The organism is Kitasatospora sp. NPDC057542 (assembly GCF_042801945.1).
Classification (GTDB): Bacteria; Actinomycetota; Actinomycetes; order Streptomycetales; family Streptomycetaceae; genus Kitasatospora.
The window spans coordinates 20,941-45,763 of sequence record NZ_JBHVFE010000008.1; the positions used below are offsets into that span (position 1 = coordinate 20,941).

Annotated in this window: 24 protein-coding genes and 1 pseudogene; 16 read left to right on the forward strand and 9 right to left on the reverse strand. The window is 75.2% G+C overall.

All coding sequences use genetic code 11. The features are described from left to right. The first annotated feature begins 63 nt into the window (after positions 1-63). Entirely contained in the window at positions 64-1,089 is a 1,026-nt protein-coding gene (locus ACFU7Y_RS02300; RefSeq protein WP_380766127.1) for an NUDIX domain-containing protein, read from the forward strand. 117 nt (positions 1,090-1,206) lie between these two features. Here the strand turns inward: ACFU7Y_RS02300 and ACFU7Y_RS02305 are convergent, their stop codons facing one another. Genes ACFU7Y_RS02305 through ACFU7Y_RS02315 form a run of 3 tightly spaced genes read right to left on the reverse strand, consistent with a single transcriptional unit; the run spans position 1,207 to position 3,909 of the window. Further along, positions 1,207-1,959 carry an FAD:protein FMN transferase gene (locus ACFU7Y_RS02305; protein WP_380766164.1) on the reverse strand — a complete coding sequence of 251 codons (753 nt, stop codon included), beginning with the start codon at positions 1,957-1,959 and terminating at the stop codon, positions 1,207-1,209. 31 nt (positions 1,960-1,990) lie between these two features. Beyond that, positions 1,991-2,497: an FMN-binding protein gene (locus tag ACFU7Y_RS02310; RefSeq protein ID WP_380766128.1), complete on the reverse strand. Its 507-nt coding sequence runs from the start codon at positions 2,495-2,497 to the stop codon at positions 1,991-1,993. A gap of 38 nt (positions 2,498-2,535) precedes the next feature. Next, complete coding sequence (locus tag ACFU7Y_RS02315; RefSeq protein WP_380766130.1) at positions 2,536-3,909, reverse strand: ferric reductase-like transmembrane domain-containing protein; 1,374 nt, start codon at positions 3,907-3,909, stop codon at positions 2,536-2,538. Between the two features lie 227 nt (positions 3,910-4,136). Here ACFU7Y_RS02315 and ACFU7Y_RS02320 point away from each other — a divergent pair, with 227 nt between their 5' ends. The 3 genes from ACFU7Y_RS02320 (at position 4,137) to uppS (ending at position 8,304) form a co-directional block, all read left to right on the forward strand. After that, positions 4,137-4,853: a response regulator transcription factor gene (locus ACFU7Y_RS02320; protein WP_224283839.1), complete on the forward strand. Its 717-nt coding sequence runs from the start codon at positions 4,137-4,139 to the stop codon at positions 4,851-4,853. Beyond that, positions 4,850-6,331: a sensor histidine kinase gene (locus tag ACFU7Y_RS02325; protein WP_380766133.1), complete on the forward strand. Its 1,482-nt coding sequence runs from the start codon at positions 4,850-4,852 to the stop codon at positions 6,329-6,331. Before ACFU7Y_RS02320 ends, ACFU7Y_RS02325 begins: the two co-directional genes overlap by 4 nt. A gap of 239 nt (positions 6,332-6,570) precedes the next feature. Then, complete coding sequence (gene uppS, locus ACFU7Y_RS02330) at positions 6,571-8,304, forward strand: polyprenyl diphosphate synthase (RefSeq protein ID WP_380766135.1); 1,734 nt, start codon at positions 6,571-6,573, stop codon at positions 8,302-8,304. Here uppS and ACFU7Y_RS02335 read toward each other — a convergent pair. Continuing rightward, positions 8,264-8,929 (reverse strand): hypothetical protein, encoded by a 666-nt coding sequence (locus ACFU7Y_RS02335; RefSeq protein ID WP_224283842.1) that lies wholly within the window; start codon positions 8,927-8,929, stop codon positions 8,264-8,266. The genes uppS and ACFU7Y_RS02335 overlap by 41 nt on opposite strands. A gap of 424 nt (positions 8,930-9,353) precedes the next feature. Between ACFU7Y_RS02335 and ACFU7Y_RS02340 the strand changes: the two genes are divergently transcribed. The 3 genes from ACFU7Y_RS02340 to ACFU7Y_RS02350 are packed head-to-tail and all read left to right on the forward strand — an operon-like array spanning position 9,354 to position 11,376. Beyond that, a complete protein-coding gene (locus tag ACFU7Y_RS02340; protein WP_224283843.1) occupies positions 9,354-10,133 on the forward strand; it encodes a DUF2071 domain-containing protein in 780 nt (259 codons plus the stop codon). Next, complete coding sequence (locus ACFU7Y_RS02345; protein WP_380766137.1) at positions 10,130-10,957, forward strand: class I SAM-dependent methyltransferase; 828 nt, start codon at positions 10,130-10,132, stop codon at positions 10,955-10,957. Before ACFU7Y_RS02340 ends, ACFU7Y_RS02345 begins: the two co-directional genes overlap by 4 nt. Next, complete coding sequence (locus tag ACFU7Y_RS02350) at positions 10,954-11,376, forward strand: hypothetical protein (RefSeq protein WP_224284883.1); 423 nt, start codon at positions 10,954-10,956, stop codon at positions 11,374-11,376. Before ACFU7Y_RS02345 ends, ACFU7Y_RS02350 begins: the two co-directional genes overlap by 4 nt. Positions 11,377-11,520: 144 nt before the next feature. On the opposite strand, the gene ACFU7Y_RS02355 is transcribed toward ACFU7Y_RS02350, so the two are convergent. Beyond that, positions 11,521-12,285, reverse strand: a complete 765-nt coding sequence (locus ACFU7Y_RS02355; RefSeq protein ID WP_380766140.1) for an alpha/beta hydrolase — start codon at positions 12,283-12,285, stop codon at positions 11,521-11,523. 149 nt (positions 12,286-12,434) lie between these two features. Continuing rightward, positions 12,435-12,788, reverse strand: a complete 354-nt coding sequence (locus ACFU7Y_RS02360; protein WP_224284881.1) for a DUF6401 family natural product biosynthesis protein — start codon at positions 12,786-12,788, stop codon at positions 12,435-12,437. A 165-nt stretch (positions 12,789-12,953) separates the two neighbouring features. On the opposite strand from ACFU7Y_RS02360, the pseudogene ACFU7Y_RS02365 reads away from it, so the two are divergent. The 3 genes and pseudogenes from ACFU7Y_RS02365 to ACFU7Y_RS02375 all read left to right on the forward strand — a co-directional run. Further along, positions 12,954-13,853 (forward strand): annotated as a pseudogene (locus tag ACFU7Y_RS02365) (LLM class F420-dependent oxidoreductase); the annotation flags it as partial. 122 nt (positions 13,854-13,975) lie between these two features. Beyond that, positions 13,976-14,683 (forward strand): AAA family ATPase, encoded by a 708-nt coding sequence (locus ACFU7Y_RS02370; protein WP_380766143.1) that lies wholly within the window; start codon positions 13,976-13,978, stop codon positions 14,681-14,683. 93 nt (positions 14,684-14,776) lie between these two features. Beyond that, complete coding sequence (locus ACFU7Y_RS02375; protein ID WP_380766145.1) at positions 14,777-15,787, forward strand: zinc metalloprotease; 1,011 nt, start codon at positions 14,777-14,779, stop codon at positions 15,785-15,787. 29 nt (positions 15,788-15,816) lie between these two features. Here the strand turns inward: ACFU7Y_RS02375 and ACFU7Y_RS02380 are convergent, their stop codons facing one another. Continuing rightward, positions 15,817-16,203 (reverse strand): hypothetical protein, encoded by a 387-nt coding sequence (locus ACFU7Y_RS02380; RefSeq protein ID WP_224280813.1) that lies wholly within the window; start codon positions 16,201-16,203, stop codon positions 15,817-15,819. 149 nt (positions 16,204-16,352) lie between these two features. Here ACFU7Y_RS02380 and ACFU7Y_RS02385 point away from each other — a divergent pair, with 149 nt between their 5' ends. Next, a complete protein-coding gene (locus ACFU7Y_RS02385) occupies positions 16,353-16,814 on the forward strand; it encodes a universal stress protein (RefSeq protein ID WP_224280814.1) in 462 nt (153 codons plus the stop codon). Positions 16,815-16,865: 51 nt separating this feature from the next. Continuing rightward, entirely contained in the window at positions 16,866-17,714 is an 849-nt protein-coding gene (locus ACFU7Y_RS02390) for a DNA-formamidopyrimidine glycosylase family protein (protein ID WP_380766147.1), read from the forward strand. On the opposite strand, the gene ACFU7Y_RS02395 is transcribed toward ACFU7Y_RS02390, so the two are convergent. Further along, on the reverse strand, positions 17,662-18,297 hold the full coding sequence (locus tag ACFU7Y_RS02395; RefSeq protein WP_224280816.1) for a uridine kinase: 636 nt from the start codon (positions 18,295-18,297) through the stop codon (positions 17,662-17,664). The two genes, ACFU7Y_RS02390 and ACFU7Y_RS02395, sit on opposite strands and share 53 nt — an antisense overlap. Before the next feature lie 47 nt (positions 18,298-18,344). After that, positions 18,345-19,667: a PQQ-binding-like beta-propeller repeat protein gene (locus ACFU7Y_RS02400; RefSeq protein WP_224280817.1), complete on the reverse strand. Its 1,323-nt coding sequence runs from the start codon at positions 19,665-19,667 to the stop codon at positions 18,345-18,347. 454 nt (positions 19,668-20,121) lie between these two features. Here ACFU7Y_RS02400 and ACFU7Y_RS02405 point away from each other — a divergent pair, with 454 nt between their 5' ends. From ACFU7Y_RS02405 to ACFU7Y_RS02420, 4 genes are all read left to right on the forward strand, one after another. Beyond that, a complete protein-coding gene (locus ACFU7Y_RS02405) occupies positions 20,122-21,777 on the forward strand; it encodes a sensor histidine kinase (protein ID WP_380766150.1) in 1,656 nt (551 codons plus the stop codon). Positions 21,778-21,925: 148 nt separating this feature from the next. Continuing rightward, positions 21,926-22,594 (forward strand): response regulator transcription factor, encoded by a 669-nt coding sequence (locus ACFU7Y_RS02410; protein ID WP_224280824.1) that lies wholly within the window; start codon positions 21,926-21,928, stop codon positions 22,592-22,594. Positions 22,595-23,150: 556 nt separating this feature from the next. Further along, positions 23,151-23,891, forward strand: coding sequence for a transglycosylase family protein (locus tag ACFU7Y_RS02415; RefSeq protein WP_380766152.1), 741 nt, complete (start codon positions 23,151-23,153; stop codon positions 23,889-23,891). Positions 23,892-24,041: 150 nt separating this feature from the next. After that, positions 24,042-24,743 carry a trans-aconitate 2-methyltransferase gene (locus ACFU7Y_RS02420; protein WP_224280819.1) on the forward strand — a complete coding sequence of 234 codons (702 nt, stop codon included), beginning with the start codon at positions 24,042-24,044 and terminating at the stop codon, positions 24,741-24,743. Positions 24,744-24,823 lie beyond the last annotated feature (80 nt).

The window sequence follows — 24,823 nt, forward strand, 5'->3', positions numbered from 1 at the left end:
CTTCCCTCGGCAGCGGGGCCCCTCCACAATGGGGCGGGTCGATCGCGGAAGTGGGGGACCGGGATGGAGTGGCTGCTGGGGATCGGCGGGGCGCTGCTGCTCGGCGTGCTGACCAATGTGCTGTACGACTTCGCCAAGTACGGCGGCTCGCGGCTCGGTTCCCGGGTGCCGGTGCCGCGGGTCCGGCGGGCGAGCCTGACGACGGCGGCCCGGGCGCACGACGTGCGGGCGGACGGGCTGGCGCCGCTGATCACCTGGTCGGCGGCCAGGCCGCTGACACCGAACACGCTGGTGACGGCGCACCGCGGACGGGTGGAGCGCGCGCACGTGCTGGACGCGGTCGGATGGGCCGACGAGGTGGCACGCCAGCGGGCGGCCGGTGCGGCGGGCCGGACGGCGTACGTCTCGCGGCTGACGGTCGACCACGGCGAGCACGGCGGCGCGCGGGTCTGCGAGGTGGACATCGCCGAGAGTGACTACGCGGAGTGCATGGCCACCACCCGGCTGGGCCGGGAGGACCCGGAGGCGGCCCGGCTGCTGCGCGAGGCGCTGGACGAGGGCCTGACGAGCTTCGTGGCCGTCGCGCCGCCCACGATGGTCAGTGCCTGCGTCGCGGTACGGGACCGGCAGGGCCGGCTGTTGCTGCTCCGCCGCTCGCTGGCGGTCAACACCTTCCCGGCGCAGTGGACGGTCGGGATCAACGAGACCATGAAGTACCGTGACGAGCCGGGCGCCGCCGAGGACTTCTACGGGCTGGTCCGGCGGGCGCTGGAGGAGGAGCTGGGGCTGCTGCCGGACGACGTCGGGCCGACCGTGATCACCTGGCTGGGCTGGAGCGAGCCGGCCTCCTGCTACACGCTGGTGGCCACCGTCCGGTCCCGGCTCGACGCGGCCGAGATCGACCGCCGTCGCGAGGCCTGCCACAGCACTTTCGAGCACGACATGGCCGTCTGGGTGCCGTTCTCCCGGCGTGCGGTCTCCGAACTGGTCGAGGGCGGCACCTGCCCGGACGGCTCGCGGCGCTGGTCGTACCTCGCGCCGCTGGTGGCCTGGGAGGCCTGGCGGGCGGCGCAGCGGCAACGGGTGTAGACCGGAACGGGCGTTCCCGGGAACGGTCGTTCCGCGAGGAGCGGGTACCGTTCCGCGGGCACTGTTTCGCGGGGAACGGGCGTTGCGAGGAGCGGGCGTCCGTTCGGGACCGCCCCGTCAGCCGACGGCGGCCCGCCAGTCCGCCGGACCGCTCGCCGGGAGGTGCTCCGGCAGGCCCGGGGTCCAGCGCTTCGAACCGTCCGGCAGCACGGCCAGGGCCTCGATGCCGGGCCGGCGGGCGGCCCAGGCGAGGGCGCGGTCCGGGCCCATGGCGAAGGCGGCGGTGGCCCAGGCGTCGGTGCGGGCGATGCCGGTGCCCGGGGAGCCGACCAGGGTGAGCGAGGCCAGCCCGCCGGCCGGGCGGCCGGTGTGAGGGTCGAGGATGTGCGCGCCGCGCTCGGCGGTGCCCGAGGTGGCCACGGCCAGGTCGTGGCCGGCCAGGACGGCGGCCAGCAGCCCCGGCTGCCGGGGGTCGGCGACGCCGATCCGCCACGGCCCGCCGGCGGTCTGCACGTCCCCGCCGCCGCTGACGCAGTACTGCCGGGCTCCGGAGGAACGCAGCAGGGCGGCCGCCTGCTCGACCGCCCAGCCCTTGACCCAGCCGCTGGGGTCGAGGCGGCCGCCTGGCCGCTCGGTGAAGTACCCGTCGGTCTCGGCGGCCACCTCGCGGCAGGCGGCCAGGACGGCGAGGACCTCCGGATCGCAGTCGTCCGGGGCGAGTTCGCCCCGGTCGAGGCGGCTGATGTCGCTGTCCGGCCGGTAGGTCGAGAACACCGCGTCGATCCGGTGCAGCCGCTCGGTGATCCGCTCCAGCACGGCCGGGGTGCCGGGGCCGGGGTCGCGCACGGCGATGGAGAAGACGGTGCCCATCACGGGCTCGGCGTGGCGCAGCACGGGCACCTCAGCCCTTGGCCCGGTCGAGGGCGCTCTGCAGGGAGCGGACGTAGCCGTCGCTGGTGTACGTCGCGCCGCTGACCATGTCGATCCGGGCGCTCTGCGCGGCTATCGCCTCCTGGTTGAGGACCGGCAGCGCGGAGCTGTTGATCTCGCGGTCGCGCCGTTCGGAGTTCGGGTACTTGACCACGTCGACGGCGGTGATCCGGTTGCCCGCGAGGGTGACCTGCACCTGCACCGGACCGTAGCGGGTGTTGACGGTGTTGCCGCTGACCTTCCGGGTGGCGCCCGGGGCGGGGGCGGAGGCGGAGGGCGCGGGGGTGTTCGACGTTCCGGAGACGTCGGTTCCGGAACCGGAACCGGGACCGGCGGCGGGACCGGCGGCGGGGCCGGATCCGCTGTCCGACCCCGAGCCGATCACCGGAGCCGGTCCGGTCGCCTGGTGCGGTTTGAGGGACAGCAGCAGCACCACCCCGGCCGCGGTGGCGGCGCTGGTGACGACGGCTCGGCGCATGGGATCGACGCTCCTCGGGGACGTGGAATCGGAAGGGCTCAGAAGGAAAAGCTCTCGTGGTGGATGTGCCCCGGCCGCACCCCTGCCGCCCGCAGCGCGCGGACGGCCTCCTCGGCCATCGCCTCCGGGCCGCACAGGTAGACCTCGTGCCGGGCGAGGTCCGGGGCCAGCCGGGCCAGCGCGGCCCCGAGGTCGCCGACCTCTTCGCGCGAGCCGAGCAGCTCGTGCACTGCCGCGCCGCGTCGCCGGGCGATCGCGGCCAGCTCCGCCCGGAACAGCACGTCCTGCGGTCGGCGGGCCCGCTGGACCAGCGTCAGCTCGCCCGGCAGGGTCTCGAACAGGGCGCGCAGCGGGGTGATCCCCACCCCGGCGCCGAGCAGCAGCACCCGGCGCTGCCGCAGCCGCCGCCCGGTGAACGCCCCGTACGGGCCCTCGGCGCGCACCCGGGTCCCCGGGCGCAGGGCGGCCACCGCGGCGCTGTGCCCGCCGAGGTCCTTGACCGTGAAGCGCAGGAAGTGCGGGTGCGGCGGTGCGGACAGCGAGTACGGGTTGGCGGCCCAGCGCAGCCCGGGCGCCTGGAACTGGAGCCGGAAGAACTGGCCCGGCTCGGCGCCGAGTTCGTCCAGCCGCCGCCCGCTCAGGAAGAGCGACACCACGCCGGGGCCCTCCGGCCGCACCTCGGCGACCTCCAGGCGGTGCCGCCGGTCGAGCAGCCACGGCCGCAGCAGCCGGAACCAGCCCAGCAGCGCCGCCGTGCCGAAGTAGAGGGCGTACCAGGCGGCCTGGCCGGGGCCGCCGCCCAGGTCGGCGCCGGTGGCCGGCTGGTGGGAGAAGGCCAGCGCCACCGCGAGGTAGGTCGCCAGGTGCAGGTAGTACCAGGTCTCGTAGGCGAGGCGGCGGCGCGCGATCCGGGCGGAGACCGCGCCGGTGCCGAGCAGCAGCAGGGTGCCCAGGGTGGCCTTGATCATCTCGGGGTAGTGGAACACGACCTCCACGCCCTCGCCGACCAGACCGCGGTCGTCGGTCAGCGCGTAGCCCCAGACGATCGTCAGCACGTGCACCGAGACCATGGCCACCATCCAGCGCCCGCCGAAGGCGTGCCAGCGGGCCAGCCGGTCCGCGCCCACCCCACGCTCCACCGGCGGTAGCCGGGCCATCAGCAGGAGCAGCACCGGCGCGGCGTAGCCGGCCAGCAGTCCGGTGATCCGGCCGGCGCCGCTCAGCCAGCCGGCCGCGCCGACCACCGCCGGCGTGCCCTTCCACCAGAGCGCGAGCACGCCGAGCGCGCCCGCGGCGATCAGGCCGAGCGCCGCGCGCGGGTCGAGGGCGAACGGCGGACGCGGCGCCGCCCGGTGCCGGGACCGGTCGGACGCCGGTCCGGGCCGCGACGTCCGTGCGGCAGCAGTGGTCATCGGGAACCTCCTCAGCGCCCGGCGGCGAGTGCCGCCGAGGTCGCCAACGATCGCACCGCAAGCTCTGAGACCGCTCTGAACCGACCGGTTCACGGCACCCTCTGCGAGGTCGTTCACGCAGGTCAGCAATGGTGCAATGGTCTACGAACCATCCTCTGGGGTCTCACCGGTTTCTCATCCGGGCGCGCCAGGATGAACAATGCGAAGCACAAGCCCGAGGGAGCCCCATGGACGAGACCGCCGACCGCCCGGACTGGCGTGTCCTGGTCGTCGACGACGAACCGGACCTGGTCGAGGTGGTCTGCGGGGCCGTCCGGTACGAGGGCTGGCAGGCGCGCGGCGCGACCACCGGCCTGGCCGCCGTCGAGGCCGCCGAGGCCTGGCGGCCGCACGCCGTGGTGCTCGACGTGATGCTGCCCGACCTCGACGGCCTGGAGGTGCTGCGCCGCATCCACGCCGAGCAGCCCGAGGTGCGGGTGCTCTTCCTCACCGCCCGGGACGCCGTCGAGGAACGGATCGCCGGCATCGCGGCCGGCGGTGACGACTACGTGACCAAGCCGTTCAGCCTGGCCGAGGTGGTGGTCCGGCTGCACGGCCTGCTGCGCCGGGCCGCCCCGCCCGCCGGGACGGGGCAGCCGCCCCCGCACGCGCTGGTGCTCGGCGACCTCGTACTGGACGACCGGGCCCACGAGGTCACCCGGGGCGGGGAGGCGGTCGAGCTCAGCCCGACCGAGTACGCGCTGCTCGCCCACCTGATGCGCCACCCCCGGCAGGTGCTCAGCAAGGCGCAGATCCTGGAGGCGGTCTGGTCGTACGACTTCGGCGGGCAGGCGCACATCGTGGAGCTGTACATCAGTTACCTGCGCAAGAAGGTGGACGCGGGCCGCAGCCCGATGATCCACACGGTGCGCGGCGCGGGGTACCTGATCAAGGCCGCGACGTGACGCGGGGCGGCCGGCTCCGCAGCGCGAGGCAGCGCGCCGCCCGGCTGGTGCCCCGCACCCTGCGAGCCCGGCTGACCGCCGGCCTGCTGGTGCTGCTCGTCGCCACCTGCGCCGCCGTCGGTTTCGCCACCACCGCCGCGCTGCGCCACTTCCTGGTCGACCGTCTGGACCAGCAGCTCGTCGAGTCCGGCGGCCGCTACGCCGCGAGCCTGGAGCACACCGGCCGGGGCGCCGGCCCCGACACCCGGGCCCAGACCCCCGGCACCCTCGGGGTGCGGCTGCTGGCAGGCCGGGTCACCGCCGCGGGCGTGGTCGACGGGGACGCCGACGACGCGGACGAACCCGGCGACGACGATGACCGGGTCACCTTCACCCCCGAGCAGCAGCACGCGCTGGCGGCCCTGCCCGTCAACGGCCCGGCCCATAGCCTCGACCTCGGCCGGGCCCTGGGCCAGTACCGGGTCCGCGCGGCGGCCGGGCGGGACGGCGACGTGCTGGTCAGCGGTCTGCCGCTGCGCCAGGCCGAGGACACCGTCGAGCGGCTGGCGACCCTGGAGCTCACCGTCTTCGCGATCGCCGCCACCGCGGCGGGCGCGGCCGGGGCCGCCTGGGTCGGCTTCTCGCTGCGCCCGCTGCGGCGCGTGGTGGGCATGGCCGAGCGGGTCAGCGCCCTGCCGCTCGCCAGCGGCGAGGTGATGCTCGCCGAACGCGTGCCGGACGACGACCCGCGCACCGAGGTCGGCCGGGTCGGCACCGCGCTCAACCGGATGCTCGGGCACGTCGGCGACGCCCTCGCCCGCCGCCACGCGGTGGAGGAACGGCTGCGCGCCTTCGCCGCCGACGCCAGCCACGAGCTGCGCACCCCGGTCGCGGCGGTCCGCGGCCACGCCGAACTGGCGCTGCGCCACCCCGGGCCGGTGCCGGCGGAGGTCAGGCACTCACTGGAGCGGATCGACGCCGAGGCGGTGCGGATGGGGGCGATCGTCGAGGACCTGCTGCTGCTCGCCCGGCTGGACGCCGGCCGCCCGCTGGCCGCGGAGGAGGTGGACCTGACCCGGATCGCCCTCGACGCGGTGGCCGACGCCCGCGCCGCCGGGCCGGAGCACCACTGGCGGCTCGCCCTGCCCGAGGACCCGGTGCCGGTCCGCGGGGACGAGCACCGGCTGAGCCAGGTGGTGGCCAATCTGCTGGCCAACGCCCGGACCCACACCCTGCCCGGAGCCGAGGTCCTCCTGCGCCTCGAACGGGTGGGCGGGCAGGTCGAGCTGAGCGTCACGGACGACGGCCCGGGGATCGCGCCCGAGCTGGTCGACCGGGTCTTCGAGCGCTTCGTCCGGGGTGACCGGGCCCGTTCCCGCGCCACCGGCTCGACCGGGCTCGGCCTGGCCATCGTCCGGGCCGTGGTCCGGGCGCACGGCGGCACGGTGGCGGTGAAGAGCCGGCCCGGCCGCACGGTGTTCACCGTACGGTTGCCGTGACGGCGGTCGGACCGACTGCCGTTCGCTGACGTGGGCAGGGGCCGCGAGGTCCGGGACGGTGAGCCCCCCAGGGAGGATGCGGTGGCGCAGCTCCTCGATCCGCCGGGTGCATCTGCGCCGAGGGCCGGACCTGGGCCGAGGTGATCCGGCCCCGTCGGCGTCCGCCCGGATCGCCACCGATCCGCCCGCGCCTCGTTGACCAGACGGCGCACGGTGTCGGCGGAGGGCGGGGAACGGGCATGGCGGGGAACGGGGCGGCGGCGGTGGGCGGTTCGTCGGAGCTGGAGGAGTCGTACCGGGTCTGCGAGCAGGAGGTGGCCCGCCGACTGGCCCCGCTGCGGGCGATCAGCGACATGCTGCCGCCCGAGGTGCGGCCGTACTTCCACGCCGTCAACGGCTTCGCCTCCCGGTCCGACCGGATCGCCGACGACGCCGACGCCGACGCCCACGAAGGCGACGGTGAGGCCCACACCGTTGCCGGCCCCGCCGAGCGGGGGCGCCGGTTCGCCCGCTGGCGGGCCGACACCCTGGCCGAACTGGCGGCCGGCCACAGCGAGCACCCGCTGCGCCGGGCCCTCGTGGACACCGTGCGGCGCTGGGAGCTGGACCCGGCCCTGATCGAGGAGTTCCTGGACGCCACCCTGGCCGACGGCGCCCGCCCGCCGGCTGTCGAGACCCACGCGGACCTGCGCCGCCACCTGCGGGGCGTCGCGGGGACGATCACCGAACTGTGGGCCCCACTGCTGGGGGCGCAGGGCCCGCAGGCGGTCGGCGCGCTGTCCGCACTGGGGGAGGCCTGCCAGCTGGCCGACATCCTGGAGGACCTCCCGCTCGACCTCGCGGCCGGCCGCTGCTACCTGCCGCAGGAGGACCTGCGCCGGCTCGGCCTGACCGTCGGCGACCTCGGCCGGCACGCCCGCCGACGCGACCACCGGGCGGCCCTGGACGGGCTGGTCGAGCGCCAACAGGCACAGATGCACCGGCTGTTGGAGCAGGCCCTGCCCGCCACCTGGCTCGCCGCCCCCGGCTGCCGCCCGTTCCTGCACACCCTGCTGCTCGGCGCCCAGCTCCAGTACGACGAAGTGGCCCTGGTGCGCTCACGCGTCCTGACCGAGGGCCTCACGCCGCTGAGCTCCGACGGCATCACGCCCCACCGCCGCGACCACCCGGTGTCCTCGGAGGGCGCGCCCGCCCACGTCGCCGTGATCATGGACGGCAACCGCCGCTGGGCCGAGGCCCGGCGGCTGCCCGCCCAGCAGGGCCACCAGGCCGGGCAGCGGGCCGCACTGCGCCTGGTCAACGCGGCGCTGCGGCTGGGCATCCGGCACCTGAGCCTGTACGCGTTCTCCACCGAGAACTGGGACCGCCCGCCCGAGGAACTGACCGCGCTGTTCGACTCGCTGGCCGACGGCCTCACCCGCAGCGCGGAGGGCCTGCACGCGCTCGGCGTGCGGATCCGCTGGTGCGGCCGGCGGGACCGGGTGGACGAGTCGCTGGCGTCCTCGATCGCGCTGGTGGAGAGCCTGACGTCCAACAACGGCACGCTGAGCCTGACGGTCTGCGTGGACTACGGCGGACGGGAGGAACTGGCCGCCGCGGCCAGGAGCCTGGCCGCCGAGGCGGTGGCCGGCGGGATCCGTCCGGAGGCGATCGGCCCGGCCGACCTCGCCCGGCACCTTTACGTCCCGGACCTCCCGGACGTCGACCTGCTGATCCGCACCTCCGGGGAGCAGCGGATCAGCAACTTCCTGCCCTGGCAGCTCGCCTACGCCGAGCTGCTGTTCGACCCCACGCCGTGGCCCGACTACGACCTGGCCCGGCTGCGCGGGGCGGTCCGGGCCTACGCGGCCCGCGAACGTCGCTTCGGCGCCGGCGTGCCCGCCCAGTCCCGGCAGCCCCGCGACGACCGGCCGGCTGCTGCCGCTCCTGCTCCTACACGGCCGGGGGAGGGGTGTACGTCCCCTCGGCCGTGACGTACCCCAGTACGGTGTCCACGGTGACCGGGTGCGCGCCGAAGTTCGCGGTGTACGCGTCCACCGCCTCCTGGGTGGGGCGCAGCGGCACCCCGCTGAGCCGGACCTTCATCGGCTGCCCCGCGGGTACCGGCTGGGCCGTCAGCTTCCCCTCCGCCAGGCCGCACTGGAAGGCCGAGCGTTGCCCCATCTCCGCCCCGCCGACCTCGCAGCGGCCGGAGCCCAGGCCGTCCTCGATCGCGCCGGCCAGGTTCACCACCTGGTAGATCCCCTGGGGGGTGCGGACGGAGACTCCGCCGTCCAGCGCCCCGTCGCCGTGCGCCTTCGGCGGGTTCGCGAGGGACGGGTCACCCTGGGCCGATCGGATCGGCAGGCGCACCGCCGGGCCCCGGTCGTTCAGCACCATGCGCGCCGGGGCGACGACGTCCACCATCGCGTGGTGGCGGTCCAGTTGGGCCTGTGCCTCCGGGGTCCAGCGCACTTCCACCCAGCCGTCGGAGAGCGTGCCCAATCTTCCGGCGCGGTCGGTACCGCCGTCACCGGCGCCGGCCGCCGTCCCGGTGAGCCACCCCAGTAGCGGGGCGGCCAGCGTCGCGCCCAGCAGCGACCGCCGCGTCGTGCTCATCGTTCCGAACCGTCCTTCCCGGGCCGCCCAGTACGGCCCCGGGACGGATCATCCGTCCACCGACCGTCTCCGAGGCCGGTGTGGAGGGAGAAACCACCCGTGTGGGGGGAGCGAGAAGCAGTCCGGGGTGGTTCGTTCGGGCACAGGAGCCCCCCGGGGACCGCTGCCCGCCGGGTGTCCGGTCCGGCAACCGGGCACCCCGTCCGGAGGTCGGCCGACAGCGCTGCCGCGGCGCGGGAACCGGGCGTTCACGCGGCGTGGGCACCGGCCGTTCGCGTACCCCTCCCACCCCGAGTTGAACGCGTTCAAAGTCGTGCGCCATGATGAGGACGCGCGAGAACACCCCGCCGCGGCCTGCGGCGGAGGGTGCTCCCGTGCTGCCCCGTCACGCTCCGAATCCCCGTACCAGACCACGGAGTCGACCGTGCGACACCTGTTGCAACGCCACCCCTTCGCGATGCGCACCCACTTCGTGCACTCGCTCGTCCTCACCTACGCCCTGCCGCCGAGCCGGCTCACCCCGCTGGTGCCGCCCGGCCTCGCCCTCGACACCTACACCGACCCCGACGGCACCGAGCACGGCTTCGTCGCCGCCGCCGTCGTGGACACCCGGGCGCTGCGCCCGGCCGCGCTGCCCGCCGGCCTCGGCCGGGACTTCATCCTCACCGGCTACCGGGTCTTCACCCGCTTCCCGACCCCCGGCGGCCGCACCATGCGGGGCCTGCGCATCCTGCGCTCGGACACCGACAGCCGGATGATGGCGGTCGGCGGCAACGCCTTCTCCCGCTACCACTACCGGCACGCCCGGATCGGCACCCGGGTGCTCGGGGACACCCTGGAGTTCAAGGTGCTCAGCGGCGACGGCCGCGCCGACCTGCACGTGCGCGCCGACCTCGGCAGCGCCCCCGCCGCCCTCCCGCCGGGCAGCCCGTTCGCGGACGCCCGGGCCGCGCGTCGCTTCGCCGGCCCGCTGCCCTACACCTTCGAGTACGAGCCGCAGACCCGCTCGATGATCGTGGTCAAGGCCACCCGCGCCCACTGGGACCCGGCTCCGGTGGCCGTCGAGGTGCCCCGGCTCACCTTCTTCGACCACGGCCCGCTGGCCGGCAGCCGGCCGGTGCTCGCCAACGCCTTCCACGTCGCCGGCCTCGACTACGGCTGGCACGCCGGAGAGCGCCGCGACCTCACCGGAGCCGTCCGATGACCGCCCCCACCGCGGCCGGGCCCCGCCCGGCGGCCGTCTGCCCGGCCGTCCTGCGCCCGGCCGCTGCCCGGCTCGACGGCCCCCGCCCGTCCGGCGTGCGCGAAGTCGTCCGCTACAACTGGCCGATGTACGCCGCCGGTGCGCTCACCGTCGCCGCCGGCCGGGCGCTGGCCCGCCGGCTGCCCGGCCCCGCCGCCGCGCTCGCCCGTACGGCCGCCGCCACCGCCGCCGGTTACCTCGCCGTCAGCACCCTCGCCACCTGGTGCGTCTACGACCGCTCCGCACTCCACCGCTACGACTGGCTGCCCGCCCTGCTGCCCGAAGGCCCGGGCGACCACCTGGTGATCAGCACCGGCCTGGACGAGGCCAGCCGTCCGCTCGCCGCCCGCCACCCCGAAGCCCGCGGGCGGGTCGCCGATCTGTACGACCCGGCGCTGACCGCGGGCGGCTCGATCCGCCGCGCCCGCCGTCACGCCCCGCCCGCCCCCGGCGGCATCCCGGCCCGCCCGGGCGCCCTGCCCGCCGCAACGGGCGTCCTGGACACCGTGTTCGCCGTGTTCGCCGCCCACGAGCTGCGCCGGCCCGCCGACCGCACCGCCCTGTTCACCGAGGCCGCCCGCACCCTGCGCCCCGGCGGCACCCTGCTGCTGGTCGAGCACCTGCGGGACGCCGCCAACACCGTCGTCTACGGCCCCGGCGCCTGGCACTTCCTGCCCCGCGACACCTGGCTCCGGCACGCCGCCGAGGCCGGACTGCACCCGGCCGCCGAACGCCGGATCGCCGGCCTGGTCACCGCCTTCGCCTTCCGGAAGCCCACGTCATGACCGGACTGATCACCCTGGAAGCCCAGCTGCGCCTGGTCGGCGCCGCCCTCGTGACCGCAGGCCTGGTCCACGCGGTGCTGCCCCGCGCCATCGGCTGGCCCGCGGACCTGTCCGGCACCACGCTGCTGACCCGTCAGGTCTCCTACGCCCACCTCTTCTTCATCGGCCTCGCCTGCGCCCTGCTCGGCCTGCTCCCGCTCTGCCTGGCCCCCGACCTGCTCGCCGGCGGCCGGCTGGGCACCGCCCTGCTGGCGGGCCAGACCCTCTTCTGGGGCCTGCGCTGGCTCTTCGAATTCGCCTACTTCTCGCCCCGGCTGTGGCGCGGCGACCGCCTGCGCACCCTCGCGCACCTCGGCCTCTCCGTCCTGTGGACCTGGGTGACGGCGGTCTTCGCCGCCGCCCTCTGGAGCACGGTCTAGCCCGACCGCGGCTTCCCTGACGGCCGTGACCTGCGCCTGTCTGCTGCTGGCGGGCACGACCGGCGCGGTGGTGACGTGGCGTTCGGTGCGTCGGCTGTGAGGCGGCCGCCTACCTGCACCGTCCCCCGGCCGCCGCGCGCTGCGTCAGAGGTTCGCCGGGAGGGCCGGTGCCCGGCGGGGCTGGGGCGGGAGGGCGAGGGTGAGGGCCTCGCGGGAGGCCGCCGGGAGGGCGAGGGCGGTGGCGGTTTCGGCCGGGAGGGGGCGCAGGCCGAGCAGGGCGGTGGTGAGGCGGGTGGTGGCGCGGTGCCAGTCGGGGATGCGCTGGAGCATGGCGTGGCCGCTGCCGGTGACGGTGTAGCCGCAGACCCGGGCGCCCGCGGCGCGGCTGCGGGCGGCGAAGGCGTGGGTGTCGGCGGGCGGGGTGACGGTGTCGCGGTCGCCGTGCAGCATCAGTACGTCCCGTCCGGCGAGCTGTGCGCACGGGTCCTCGGCCGGGCACCACGGTGCGAGGGCGATCAGGCCGGTGACGGACGGGTGCCCGCCGGCCTGGAGTGCGGCGCGTCCGCCCATCGAGTGGCCGACCAGTACGGTCGGCACCGGTCCGAGCAGCGCGGCCAGTTCGTCGAGCGCGGCGGTCGCGTCCAGTGCGGCGTCCGCCCGCTCGCCGTTCCAGCCGCGGTGGCGGTAGCGGACGGTCCCGACGGCGATGCCGGCGTCCGCGGTCGCCCTGGTGAGCCCGCGCAGGAAGCCGTGCATCCGCAGCAGCGGGAGGTTGAGGCGCCCTGGCCGGGCGAGGTTGTGCTCCTCGCCGCCGTGCAGCACCAGGACGGCGGCCCGCGCCGCTTCCGGCCGGACGTGCCAGTGCAGCGCCCGGTGGCCCACCGCGCGCTCCGCCGTCGTACCGTTCACTGCCGCACCGTCCCGTCCGTCCCGTTCCGTGGCCCGTCCCCCCGGACCGTCACTGTACGCGCGCGGACGGCTGGACGGTTCACCCGAGGGGGCGATCCCGGACACCGGAAGCGGGACCGGAACCGGTAGCCCGGGGGGCCTGCCGGGGCTCAGACCTCCAGCAGGCCCTGCTCGCGCACCAGCCAGCAGATCGCGGTGAGGCGAGTCACGGCGTAGTCGTAGCCGACCGGCTCCCGCCAGCCGATCTCGGCGAGCGCGTCCAGGAAGCCCAGCGCGTAGTCCGACAACTCCTCACGGTCCACGGGCCGGGGCGCGAGTTCCGGCCCCTGCGCGTACAGCAGCTCCCGCAGCATCGCCGTGTGCTGGTCGACCGCCGCCACGAAGCCGGGCTCGAAGGCGAACTCGGCCAGCCGGGGCGTGAAGGCGGTCACGATGGCGGGTAGCGGGCAGCCGCCCGGCTCGTCGGGGGAGCGCCGGAAGGAATCGTCGGAGGTGGCGGACATCCGTCCACGGTAGGCGAGCCCCGGGCGGGAACGGGCGCCCGTGACGGTTCGGTGCTGAGACCTTGGCCACCCCTGCCCGGGCCGGCCCGCCCGCCCTGCGGACGTTCCGTGGCCCGGCGGATTCGCTGCGTCGACCGCCGGGTGGTCCGTACCAGAATGGCCGGCATGGATCTTCGCATCTTCACCGAACCCCAGCAGGGCGCGAGCTACGAGACCCTCCTCGCGGTCGCCCGCACCGCCGAGGAACTCGGTGCCTTCAGCGCCTTCTTCCGTTCTGACCACTACCTGAAGATGGGCGACGTCGACGGCCTGCCCGGGCCCACCGACGCCTGGATCACCCTGGCCGGCCTCGCCCGCGACACCAGCACCATCCGCCTGGGCACCCTGATGACCGCCGCGACCTTCCGGCTGCCGGGCGTCACCGCGATCCAGGTCGCCCAGGTGGACGCGATGAGCGGCGGCCGGGTCGAGTTCGGCCTCGGTGCCGGCTGGTACGAGGCCGAGCACACCGCGTACGGCATCCCCTTCCCGAAGGATAAGTTCGGGCGGCTGGAGGAGCAGCTGGCGATCATCACCGGGCTGTGGAACACCAAGCTCGGCGACACCTTCGACTTCGCCGGCGAGTACTACACGCTGACCGACTCGCCCGCGCTGCCCAAGCCCGCCCAGGAGCACGTCCCGGTGCTGGTCGGCGGCCTCGGCCCCCAGCGCACCCCGGCCCTGGCGGCCCGCTTCGCCGACGAGTTCAACCTGCCGTTCGCCTCGGTGGACGACACCACCGCCCAGTTCGGCCGGGTGCGCGCCGCCGTCGAGCAGGCCGGGCGCTCGGCCGACGACCTGGTCTACTCCAACGCCCTGGTGGCCTGTGTCGGCCGCGACGACGCCGAGGTGGCCCGTCGCGCCGCCGCGATCGGCCGCGAGGTGGACGAGCTGAAGGAGAACGGCCTGGCCGGCACCCCGGACGAGGTGGTCGAGAAGATCGGCCGGTACGCGGCGGCCGGCAGCGAGCGGATCTACTTCCAGATCCTCGACCTGGACGACCTCGACCACCTGGAGCTGATCGCGCCTCCCGGATCGCCCCGCAGCTCGGCTGACGCGCCCTCCGGGCCGTCGGCGGGCCGGCGGCCCGGCACCGGCCGGGGTCGTCCGTACCCGCCCCGACCTCCGCCCTTTACTCACTCTTGGGAATGCGCCATGCTCCTTGGACGGGAACGGCGGGGGGAGACCGGGTGAGCGGGACGAGAACGGTGCGGACGGCGGCGCCGAGGGTGCCGCCGCCGCGCACCGCGGGGGAACGCGTCGTCCTGCCCGCGCCGTACGAGCCACCCGCCCGGCACGAGCTGCGCGGGCCCGGGCCCGCGGCCCTGCGCTACCCGGCCGGGGACCTGCTGGTCGTCACCGGTCTGCCGGGCAGTGGCAAGAGCACCCTGATGCGCCGCTGCGTCCGCGCCCCGCTGATCGACTCCCAGCTGGTCCGCGAGGAGTACGCGGCCAGGCTGCCCGGCCGCCTGCCGTACGCGCTCTACCGCCCGCTGGCCCGGCTCGCCCACTACCGGCGGCTGCGCCGGGCCGTGCTGGACGGCGGGCCGCTCGCGGTGCACGACTGCGGCACCCAGCCCTGGGTGCGGGCCTGGCTGGTCGGGGCCGCCGCCCGGCAGGGCCGCCGGGTGCACCTGCTGCTGCTCGACGCCGATCCGGCCGAGGCGCTGGACGGGCAGCGGCGGCGCCGGCGCGGCGTCTCGCGCTACGCCTTCGCCCGGCACCGGGCCGCGGTCGGCCGGCTGCGCCGCCGGATCCTGGAGGCCGGACGGCTGCCGGCCGGTTGTGCGTCGGCCGTGGTACTGGACCGGGCCGCCGCGCGCGCCCTGCGGGAGATCGACTTCACGGCGTCGTAGTCTCGGCGAGTCCGCGCCGGGCGCCGGCGGGTCCGGCCGGAGCAGGCCCGGGGCGCGGCCGAGACTCCGTCAACTCCCCCGTCAGGAGCGCTGATGCGTCGTACTGCCCGGGTGCGCTCGCGTGCCCCCCGACTGTTCCCCTGCGCCGCTGCGTTGGTCGCCGTGGCCGGTCTGAGCCAGTTCGCCGTACCGGCCGCGCCCCGCGCCGCTGTGTCGGCGGCTGGGTGCGTGGACGACGGCGACGGCGACGGTGCGGCCGGTGCCGGTGCCGGTGCCGGTGCCGGTGCTGGTGCCGCGGCGCGGCTGCCGGCCGGCAGCCGCCCGGGCCGGGACCCGAACGAGGTCAGCGCCGCGCAGGCCCGGGCGATGCAGGCCGACCTCGACCAGCGGCTCGCCGAACTGGGCACCGGCCGGGTCCGGGCCGCCGTTCCCACCACCGTCCCGGTGTTCGTCCACGTGATCCACGACGGCGGCGCCGGACGGCTTGACCAGGCCGCCGTCGCGGGCCAGATCGACCACCTCAACAGCAGCTACGGCGGCCAGGGCGAGGGCAACGCCCCGAGCCCGTTCCACTTCCAGCTGGTCGGCACGGACTGGACCGACAACGCCTCCTGGTACACCGGCATGACCCCGGGCTCGCCGGCCGAGCGGGCGATGAAGACCACCCTGCGCAAGGGGGACCAGGGCACCCTCAACCTCTACACCGCCCGGCTCGGCAAGTCCCTGCTCGGCTGGTCGACGTTCCCGAACGCGTACCGGACGAACCCGACCGACGACGGCGTCGTGGTGCTCGACGCCTCCCTGCCGGGCGGCGCCGCCACCCACTACGACGAGGGCAACACCGCGACCCACGAGATCGGCCACTGGCTCGGCCTCCTCCACACCTTCCAGGGCGGCTGCCGGGCCCCGGGCGACTACGTGGACGACACCCCGGCCGAGCGCACCGCCGCCTCCGGCTGCCCCGAGGGCCGCGACACCTGCCCCGGCCCAGGGCTCGACCCGATCCACAACTTCATGGACTACAGCTATGACTCCTGCATGACCCAGTTCACCCCGGGCCAGGTCCAGCGGATGGCCAACTCCTGGGCCGCCTACCGGAGTTGAGTCGAGTCTCGGTCGGCCTGGAGGGCGGCTCAGCAGAACACCACGAGGTAGAGCAGCGTCCGGCCGCCCGAGGCGCGGAACTCGTACGCCAGGTATTCCAGGGCAGAGGCCTCCAGCCAGGCGCCCGGGCGTTCCTCGGGGGCGAGCAGGGAAGGCACGAAGAAGCCCGGTGAGGCCTCGTGCAGCCGGCCCCACAGGCCCAGCGTCATCTCGTCCGCGTGGACCGCCAGCCGCTTCGCCAGCCGCCGGTCCACCGGGCCGCGGGCCAGCCGCCAGTAGCGTCCTTCGGAGTCCACGAAGCCGCCCGACTTCAGCGGGTCATGGAGCACCCAGCTGTCGTCGTCCTCGTCCTTGGGCGGCAGGGCGGCCAGGACCTCGGCGAAGCCGCCGGTACGACGGCGCGGTTTGCTCGGCATCCGGGCATCCTCCCAGCTCCTGACCGCCCGTCGCACTTGGAATTGAATGCGGCGGGCCGCTTCCGGCGTGGCAGATACCGACCGTTTGTCCGATTTGATCTATTTTCAGAGGGTCCGGACCGATCAGGAGCAACCGAAGGAGCAAGGGCATGAGTGCCAATCCCCGGATCGTCGTCGGCGTGGACGGCTCGCCCGCCTCGGAGCAGGCGCTGCGCTGGGCGATCGACTACGCGCGGGCCGTCGGCGGGACGGTCCACGCGATCGCCGCCTGGGAGTACCCGGCCTTCTACGGTTGGGCCGGGCAGGGCGTGCCGACCGTCGAGACCTTCAACCCCGAGGAGATTGCCGGGAAGACCCTCAGCGAGGCCATCACCAAGGTGGCCGGCGACGACGCCGGCGTACGGATCACCGAGAGCGTGATGCCCGGCAACGCCGCCCGGGCGCTGCTGGAGGCCGCCAAGGGCGCCGCTCTGATCGTCGTCGGAAGCCGGGGCCTGGGCGGCTTCACCGGCGTGCTGCTCGGCTCGGTCAGCCGCCATCTCACCGAGCACGCGCCCTGCCCGGTGGTCGTGGTGCGCGAGGGCCAGACCGCCCCGGAGCAGTCGGCGTAGCGCACCGGGGTCGGTACCGCGCCGGGCCGCCGCACGGACCAGAATGGAGACATGCCAGAAGGTGACTCCGTCTACCGCGCGGCGGCCCACTTGCACGAGGCCCTCGCCGGACAGCCGCTGACCAGCGCCGACCTGCGGGTGCCCGCGCACGCCACCGCCGACCTCACCGGCCGCCGGGTGCTGGAGGTCGCCTCGCGCGGCAAGCACCTGCTCGCCCGCTTCGACGGCGGCCTCACCCTCCACACCCACCTGCGGATGGACGGCCGCTGGGAGGTCTACCGCCCCGGCGAGCGGTGGACCGGCGGCCCCGACCGGCAGATCCGCGCCGTCCTCGGCACCGACCGGGGCACCGCCGTCGGCTACCGGCTGCCCGTCGTCGAACTGCTGCGCACCGCCGACGAACGGCGGATCGTCGGCCACCTCGGCCCCGACCTGCTCGGCCCCGACTGGGACCCGGTCGAGGCCGTCCGCCGGCTCCTCGCCCGCCCGGGCCGCCCGCTCGTCGAGGCCCTGCTCGACCAGCGCAACCTCGCCGGGATCGGCAACGTCTACGCCAACGAGCTGTGCTTCGTGGCGGGCGTCACCCCCTGGACCGAGGTCGGCGAACTCCCGCACCCCGACCGGCTGGTGGAGCGCGCCCGACAGATGCTGGAGGCCAACAAGCTGCGCCCCGGCCACATCACCACCGGCGACACCCGGCCCGGCTACCAGCACTGGGTCTACGGCCGGGCCGGACGGCCCTGCCCGCGCTGCGTCACCCCGGTGGTCACCGGGCGGCAGGGCTCGCCGCCGCGCGACCGGTCGGTGTACTGGTGCCCGTACTGCCAGCGCGGCCCGGCCCCGGAGGTCACGGCCGCTCGACCAGCGCGGGGTGGCGGGGGTCGTCCACCCGTACGGTGACGTCGGCCGCCTCGGCGGGCCCGGTCTCCGCCTCGTAGCGGGCGAAGGCGGGCAGCGTCCACTGCTGGTCGGCCGGGGTGCGGCGGGCCAGTGCGGCCGGGCCGAGGGCCAGGTGGACGGTCAGCTCCAGCGGCAGCCAGCGGCCGAGCAGCAGGGCGCCGTCCAGCAACAGCACGCCGCCGGGCGGGAGTTCGGTGTACGGGGCGCGGGTCGACCGGTCGGTGACCGGGTCGCGCAGGGAGGGCAGGACGCGGCCGCTGCCGCCCGGCTCCAGCGGGTCGAGCACCTCGCGCAGCAGGGCGCCGTCGTCCAGCCAGAGGTCGTGGAAGGCGTCCGCGTCCTGGTGGCCGTACTCCAGCCGGATCGAGGCAGGGCGCAGGAAGCCGGAGGCCGAGACCCGCAGCGTCGGGTGGCCGCGCAGCCGCAGCGGCTCCACCAGGGAGTCGGCGAGCGCTTCGGGCCGGGCGGCGGCCGCGCCGTCCACGGCGACCCGCAGGCGCCGGCCACCGGCGTCGGACAGGGCGGTGATGCGGTCGGCGAGCAGCTCGGCCAGGTTGTCGGGGGAGATCGGGCGTACCTGCATCGGGTCGTCCTGCCGTTTCGTGTGGTCCTGTCGTTTCGTCGGGGCGCTCAGCGCAGGGGGAGGGCGTGCAGGATGTCGTCGTGACCCGCGTAGAGGAGGTTTCCGTCGAAGGCGAGCGTCCAGACGTCCTTGCCCGGGCCCGAGTCGTGGAAGGTCCACCCCAGCTCGCCGGTCGAGGTGTGGATCGCGCTGACCCCGCCGACCGCCGTACCCGGGACGAACAGTGTCCTGTCGCCGACCAGCGGACGGGTGCGGCGGTCCAGCGGGAACGGCAGTCGGCAGGACCAGAGCACGGTTCCGGAGTGCGACTCGTGGCAGGTGACGACGCCCTGGTCCCACGGGATGTACACCTGCGAGCCGTCGTGGAGGGGCGGCAGGGCCCGCCGGGACTCGCCACGGGCGGGGGAGTACGTCCAGCCCGGCTCGCCCGTGGCCTGCAGCATGCGCACGCCGCCGTTGCCGTCGGGGACGTAGAAGTTCCCCGAGCCGGTGACGCACCAGCGAAGGTCCTCGTCACCGGGGGCGGTCCACCGCTCGCGGCCGGTGGCGGCGTCCCGGGCCACCAGCTCGGCGCGGCCGCCGAGGAAACGGGCGCAGGCGAGGAGGCCGCCTCCGCTGTGGGTGGTGGGGATGACGGGCTGCTCCTCCCGCTCGGTGCGGACGGACCAGAGCAGCGCGCGGTCGGTGACCCGCAGCGCGAAGAGGCGGTTGTCCGTCGGGGTGCCGTCGGCCTGCGGGCGGCCCCAGGAGTAGCCGTAGAGGACGCCGGGGCCGGAGCGGTCGTAGCCGGCGAGGCGGATCTGCCCCTGGAGCTCGTCGGGCAGCGGCCGGCTCCAGTCGGCGGCGGGGTCGGTGAAGTGACGGGCCTCGACGTGGCCCTCGTAGGTGGTGAAGAGGTGTTCCGGCCCGACCACCACCTTGCCGAGCATGTCGAGGTCGCTGGGCCAGCTGCGGGCGGCCGGCGGGTCGACGACCAGCAGCCGGGCGGCGGTGCCCTTGGCGGGGTCGAGGACCTGCAGACCGTTCTTGGAGAGGTAGACCGGGCGGCCCGGCGGGTCGGTGAGCCGCTCCGGGGTCATCGCCTCCGGGCCGCGGTAGGTCCAGACCGGCGTCGGCCCGGACAGCGCGGTCGGATTCGGCCTGGTCGGCTCCGGCGTCGGGAGGGCGCCACCGACACCCGAACGGCCGAACGCCCAGGCGGCCCCGCCCGCTGCGAGCACCCCGGCCCCGACCAGCATCCGGCGCCGGCTCGGCCGCGGGCGCACCCCGCCGCCCGCGATCACGTCCTCGGAGGCCTCGCCGCCGGCGGTTTCCTCGTCCCACTGCCACGACGTTCCACGCGCGGGACCCCCGGACGACGGCGACTGCATGCGGCTCTCGCTTCCCCACCGGCGGCCTCACGCCGCCACCCGCCCGGAGAATATCGAACGGCTCCCGAACCGTCCCAAACCCCCGCAACGCCCGTACACGGGGTCGTGGCACCCCGTACGAGGCCCGCCCGGGAGCCCACCGGAGGTACGCCGTGACGGCCGGGACGATCGCACCCGGGCTCCGGGGCCGGCACAAGAGCATGCGCCATCCGCACGCGACCGGTGGGGCCGCTGGTACGCGGCCCGGTCCGTAGCGGGGGAGGGGCTGGAGCACGCGGCCGAGCGGCTGCTGCGCGAGGTCGGCTCGACCCACCGGGTGGACGACGTGGCGCTGCTGCTCACGGCTTTCGGCTGAGCGGCCGTAAGACGGGGCCCGACCAGGCGACTTTCGTCGGCACGAGGCGACGACGAAGGAGGACGGCGGGGGCTCCGTCCGGACCGATAGCCTCGACGCGTGGAAGCGATCGCGCGGGCCTGGAACACGGTGGTACGGACAGCTCTGCCGGGGCCCTGGCGGCCCCGGCGGGTGGTGGGCGAGGCCGTGCTCGCCCTGCTGATGGGCGGGTTCGCCGCCCTGTTGGAGCTGCTCTCCAACACCGGCCTGGCGGTGCCCTTCGGCCTCGCCGTCGCGGCGCTGTGGGTGCTGCGCAAGGGGTTGCCGGCCACCGTGCTGCTCGCCGCCGCGGCCCTGGCCGGCTGGGGGGCCGGGCCGATGCCGATGCTGGTCTGCGCGGGCTGGACGGCCGGCGCGCGGATCCGCCGGGTCTGGTCGCTGGTCGGCACCTTCGTCGTGAGCTGGGTGCTGTTCACCGTGACGGGCGTGCTGAAGGACGGCGCCTCGTTCTCGCCGAAGCTGCTCCTGTCGCTGTCGCTCGGCTTCTTCCTGGTGATCGCCGTGCTGCCCGCGCTCTACGGCCGCTACCGGGCACAGCGCCGCGCCCTGCTGGACGCGCTGCGCGAGCGCAACGAGCAGCTGCTGCGCGAGCGGGTCATGGTGGTGCACCAGGCGCGGCTGCGCGAGCGGCACCGGATCGCCCAGGACATGCACGACAGCCTGGGCCACCAGCTGGCGCTGATCTCGGTGCACTCGGGTGCGCTGGAGGTGGACCGGACGCTCACCGACCGGCAGCGCGAGGCGGTCGGAGTGCTGCGGCAGGCGGCGGTCGCGGCGATGCGCGAGCTGCGCGAGGTGGTCGGGGTGCTGCACGACGAGTCGACGGCGCTGCCGCCCGGCACCGGGACGGCTTCAGGGACGCCGGCCCGGGGCGGCGTGGACGGGGTCGAGGGGCTGGTGGAGTCCTCCCGGGCGGCCGGGGCGGCGATCGAGCTCACCCGGGAGGGCGAGCGGCGTCCGCTGCCGGCCACGGTCGACCACGCGGCGTACCGGATCGTGCAGGAGGCGCTCACCAACGCACACAAGCACGCCCCCGGCGCGCCGATCGGTGTCGCGCTGCGGTACGAGCCGGACGCCCTGGTGGTGGAGGTGACGAACAGTCGCGCGCCGGAGCTCGTGGGCGCACGCGTCGGCGTGGGCGCGGCGGTCAGCGGCGGTCAGGGGCTGACCGGCCTGCGGGAGCGCGCCCGGCTGGTCGGCGGCATGGTGCACGCCGGGCCCACGCCGGAGCAGGGCTTCCGGCTGGCGGCCGTCCTGCCGTACGAAGGGGCGGAGGCGGAGGCCACGGACGGGGCCGAGGGCTGGATGCCGGACGGCCCGTTGCCGGTCGAGGAACCGGAGCGCAGGCGGCGCAGCCCGGCGGTGGGCTGCGCCCTCGGGGTGGTCGTGATCGGGCTGATCGTGCTCGGCCTGCTGGTCTGGGGCGTGGTCGCCTTCGTCAAGGGCACCAACGACGCGACCGTGCAGATGCCGATGTACGACCAGATCAGGCTCGGCACCGCAGAGTCCGAGGTGCTGCAGACGCTGCCGCGCGGCAACGACTTCTTCACCGACACCTACAAGGGGACAGGGCCCGAGGTGCCGGCGGGCGCGCACTGCCGCTGGTACGTCCTGAGCGGTGCGCCCGGCGCCGGCTGGAACGAGGAGCACGTGGCGCGGTTCTGCTTCCGGGACGGGGCGTTGGTGGAGAAGCAGGAGTACGTGGCGAAGAGCTGAGTGCCCCCGTGCGCGGGCGGGTGCTTCGACCGGGACGGGCCGGGCCGGTTCAGAGCGTGGTGGTCCGGATCGGGGTGGTTCGGAGGGATGCCGCCGGGATGTGAGGATGGTGCCGCAGCCGAAGCACCGTTCGAGGGGAATGACCAGCGTGATCCGAGTCCTCGTCGCCGACGACGAGCCGCTGATCCGGGCCGGGATCAGGATGATCCTCGGCTCCGCCGACGACATCGAGGTGGTCGCGGAGGCCGCCGACGGCCGGGAGGCGCTGGAGCTCGCGCGGGCGCACCGGGTGGACGTGGTGCTGCTGGACATCCAGATGCCGGTGATGGACGGGCTGACGGCGCTCGGGGAGCTGGCAAAGGCCGCCCCCGGCGCGCGGGCGCTGATCCTCACCACCTTCGGGGAGCGCGAGAACGTCCTGCGCGCCGTGACCGAGGGCGGTGCCGGCTTCCTGCTCAAGGACACCGCGCCGAACGAGCTGATCCAGGCCGTCCGGGCGGCGGCGGGTGGGAACGCCTTCCTCTCCCCGGCCGCCACCCGGCACATCGTCGACTCGCTGGCCTCCGGGCGCAGCGCCTCGCTGGCCGCCCGCGGCGTGGCGGCGCGGCGCCGGCTGGAGGTGCTCACCCCGCGCGAGCTGGAGGTGTTGGCGCTGCTCGGAGAGGGTCTGTCCAACGCCGACGCGGGGGCGCGGATCCACATGAGTGAGGCGACGGTGAAGACCTACGTCAGCCGGATCCTGGCCAAGCTGGGCTGCGAGAACCGGGTCCAGGCGGCGCTGCTGGCGCGGGATGCGGAGCTCGACGGCCGTCGCTGAGGGTGCTTTCGCAGTCACCATGAGTGTCGGGCGTGACGGATTCCACTCGGCGGCGGCGCGGAACCGGGAACTCCGGGTGCGGTGGTGACGGTGCGTCAGCTGACGGTTCCTCCGCGTGGATGGTGTGCCGGCTTTCTCGGATGGACAGGTGTGAGTGATGGCACGGAATGTGACCGTTTGATCTTGAAAATTCGGTCAAAAATGGTCAAATCGGGCATGATTTCTTGATCGATACCGCCGGTAACAGTCAACTGACCTGCGACGTCCAAGAATTGCTTGCTGCGTCCGGGTGATGGCCCCTAGCTTCATTGGCGGCGCAACGAGCGCCACCCGGGTTCACCCCGACGCACTGCCCGCCGACTGACCCGCGGCGCGAGGGCGGTGCCCGCCGACCAGGCCGGCTCGAACAGGCCGTCGGCGTGCGGAGGTGACCGGGGCGGCACGGCACGTCCGACACGTGTCCGGCCGCCCGTCGAGTGAGGTGAGCGAACAACTGCCGGCCCATGTCCCGGGCCTGGTTCCGCATGCCCACCCGGGACTTGTCGAGAGGACCTGTATGAATCCCCGTCACGAGACCGCCGCTGCCACCGACACCACCGCCACCACCAAGCGCAACCGCGTACGGATGGCGGTCGTCGCGGGAGCCGCCGTCGCGGCCCTGCCGGTGGCCGGCCTCGTCACGGCCACCTCGGCCTCCGCCGCTACCGCCTCGGCCTGGGACGCCGTCGCCCAGTGCGAGAGCGGCGGGAACTGGAGCATCAGCACCGGCAACGGCTTCCACGGCGGACTGCAGTTCACCCCGTCCACCTGGGCCGCGTACGGCGGGACCGCGTACGCCTCCCAGGCCAACAAGGCGACCAGGGCGCAGCAGATCGCCGTCGCGGAGAAGGTCCTCGCCTCGCAGGGCCCGGGCGCCTGGCCCGTCTGCTCGCAGAAGGCGGGTCTGGGCAAGGGCGGCGCTCCGGCCGCCGTCGACGCCTCGGCCGGCACGCCGGCCAAGGCGGCCGCTCCGAGCGCCAGGGCGGCGAAGCCCGCCGCCAAGCCCGCTGCCGCTGCCGCCAAGCCCGCGGCCAAGCCGCAGGCGCCCAAGGGGCGGCCCTCGGCCAAGCCGGTGCAGTCCGCGCCGGTCGCGCCGAAGAACACCGCCGGTGGCGGCTACACCGTCAGGAGCGGTGACACCCTGAGCGACATCGCGGCCAAGTTCGGCACCGACACGGACAGCCTCTACCGGAAGAACGCGCGCACCATCGGCGGCGACCCGGACCTGATCTTCCCGGGCCAGATGCTGACCGTCTGACGGGAAGCCGCCTGACGTAGCCCTGCCGACCGGCCGAGCGGCCGCCCCTGCACCGGGGTGGCCGCTCCGGCCGGTTCCGGGGCGTTCCGGCCGGTTTCGGTGTGTTCCGGGCCGTTCCCGGCCTGTTCCCCGCGCCGGTAGGGTCGGCCGATGGTCCGACTGATCGGCGACAGTGAGCTCACCGCCTCCCCGGTGGTGGCCAACAGCACCATGAACCGCGAACGCGGGCTCAACGGGGTGAACAGCTACGCCCGCGAGCTCGGCTTCGACCCGCTGGACTGGCTGACGCAGCACGGCGGCACGACGCCGGGGTGGCTGGACCTGTGCAGTGGCGAGGGCCGGGCGCTGGTGGAGGCGGCGCGGCGGCCGGCCCCGGGGGCGGCACGGGCCGGAGCCCCACGGGCGGGCGTGGAACTGACCGGCGTGGACCTGGTCGGCCCGCTGGCCCCGCCGCCGGACCTGGCGGCGCTGCCACACCTGCGTCTGGTCACGGCAGCCGTCGCGGACTGGGCGCCGGAGCGGTCCTACGACCTGATCACCTGTGTGCACGGGCTGCACTACCTCGGCGACCAGCTCGGCGTGATCGCCCGCGCCGCCTCCTGGCTGACGCCGAACGGCCGGTTCGCCGCCCACTTCGACGCGGAGTCGGTGCGCCGCCCGGACGGCTCCGGCGCGGCCCGCGCGGTGGTGGCGGCGCTGCGGGCGGCAGGCTTCGAGTACCGGGCGCGCCGGCACCTGCTGGTCCTGGACGGCGGACGGAAGGTCGTGCTGCCCTTCGGCTACGCCGGAGCCGACCCGGCGGCCGGGCCGAACTACACGGGCCAGCCGGCAGTCGGGTCGTACTACCGGTAGCCGGCGCGCACGCCGGGGACGAGGGCGCATCGAGGCGTGGTTGAACGTTGAACGCAACGTCCGAATACCGCCGGAGGTTT

What these genes read in the sequence shown, in the direction of transcription:
- ACFU7Y_RS02300 (WP_380766127.1), top strand. Translation starts at nt 64, where the DNA reads ATGGAGTGGCTGCTGGGGATCGGCGGGGCGCTGCTGCTCGGCGTGCTG.
- ACFU7Y_RS02305 (WP_380766164.1), bottom strand. Translation starts at nt 1,959, where the DNA reads ATGGGCACCGTCTTCTCCATCGCCGTGCGCGACCCCGGCCCCGGCACC.
- ACFU7Y_RS02310 (WP_380766128.1), bottom strand. Translation starts at nt 2,497, where the DNA reads ATGCGCCGAGCCGTCGTCACCAGCGCCGCCACCGCGGCCGGGGTGGTG.
- ACFU7Y_RS02315 (WP_380766130.1), bottom strand. Translation starts at nt 3,909, where the DNA reads ATGACCACTGCTGCCGCACGGACGTCGCGGCCCGGACCGGCGTCCGAC.
- ACFU7Y_RS02320 (WP_224283839.1), top strand. Translation starts at nt 4,137, where the DNA reads ATGGACGAGACCGCCGACCGCCCGGACTGGCGTGTCCTGGTCGTCGAC.
- uppS (WP_380766135.1), top strand. Translation starts at nt 6,571, where the DNA reads ATGGCGGGGAACGGGGCGGCGGCGGTGGGCGGTTCGTCGGAGCTGGAG.
- ACFU7Y_RS02335 (WP_224283842.1), bottom strand. Translation starts at nt 8,929, where the DNA reads ATGAGCACGACGCGGCGGTCGCTGCTGGGCGCGACGCTGGCCGCCCCG.
- ACFU7Y_RS02345 (WP_380766137.1), top strand. Translation starts at nt 10,130, where the DNA reads ATGACCGCCCCCACCGCGGCCGGGCCCCGCCCGGCGGCCGTCTGCCCG.
- ACFU7Y_RS02350 (WP_224284883.1), top strand. Translation starts at nt 10,954, where the DNA reads ATGACCGGACTGATCACCCTGGAAGCCCAGCTGCGCCTGGTCGGCGCC.
- ACFU7Y_RS02360 (WP_224284881.1), bottom strand. Translation starts at nt 12,788, where the DNA reads ATGTCCGCCACCTCCGACGATTCCTTCCGGCGCTCCCCCGACGAGCCG.
- ACFU7Y_RS02370 (WP_380766143.1), top strand. Translation starts at nt 13,976, where the DNA reads ATGCGCCATGCTCCTTGGACGGGAACGGCGGGGGGAGACCGGGTGAGC.
- ACFU7Y_RS02375 (WP_380766145.1), top strand. Translation starts at nt 14,777, where the DNA reads ATGCGTCGTACTGCCCGGGTGCGCTCGCGTGCCCCCCGACTGTTCCCC.
- ACFU7Y_RS02380 (WP_224280813.1), bottom strand. Translation starts at nt 16,203, where the DNA reads ATGCCGAGCAAACCGCGCCGTCGTACCGGCGGCTTCGCCGAGGTCCTG.
- ACFU7Y_RS02385 (WP_224280814.1), top strand. Translation starts at nt 16,353, where the DNA reads ATGAGTGCCAATCCCCGGATCGTCGTCGGCGTGGACGGCTCGCCCGCC.
- ACFU7Y_RS02390 (WP_380766147.1), top strand. Translation starts at nt 16,866, where the DNA reads ATGCCAGAAGGTGACTCCGTCTACCGCGCGGCGGCCCACTTGCACGAG.
- ACFU7Y_RS02395 (WP_224280816.1), bottom strand. Translation starts at nt 18,297, where the DNA reads ATGCAGGTACGCCCGATCTCCCCCGACAACCTGGCCGAGCTGCTCGCC.
- ACFU7Y_RS02400 (WP_224280817.1), bottom strand. Translation starts at nt 19,667, where the DNA reads ATGCAGTCGCCGTCGTCCGGGGGTCCCGCGCGTGGAACGTCGTGGCAG.
- ACFU7Y_RS02415 (WP_380766152.1), top strand. Translation starts at nt 23,151, where the DNA reads ATGAATCCCCGTCACGAGACCGCCGCTGCCACCGACACCACCGCCACC.
- ACFU7Y_RS02420 (WP_224280819.1), top strand. Translation starts at nt 24,042, where the DNA reads ATGGTCCGACTGATCGGCGACAGTGAGCTCACCGCCTCCCCGGTGGTG.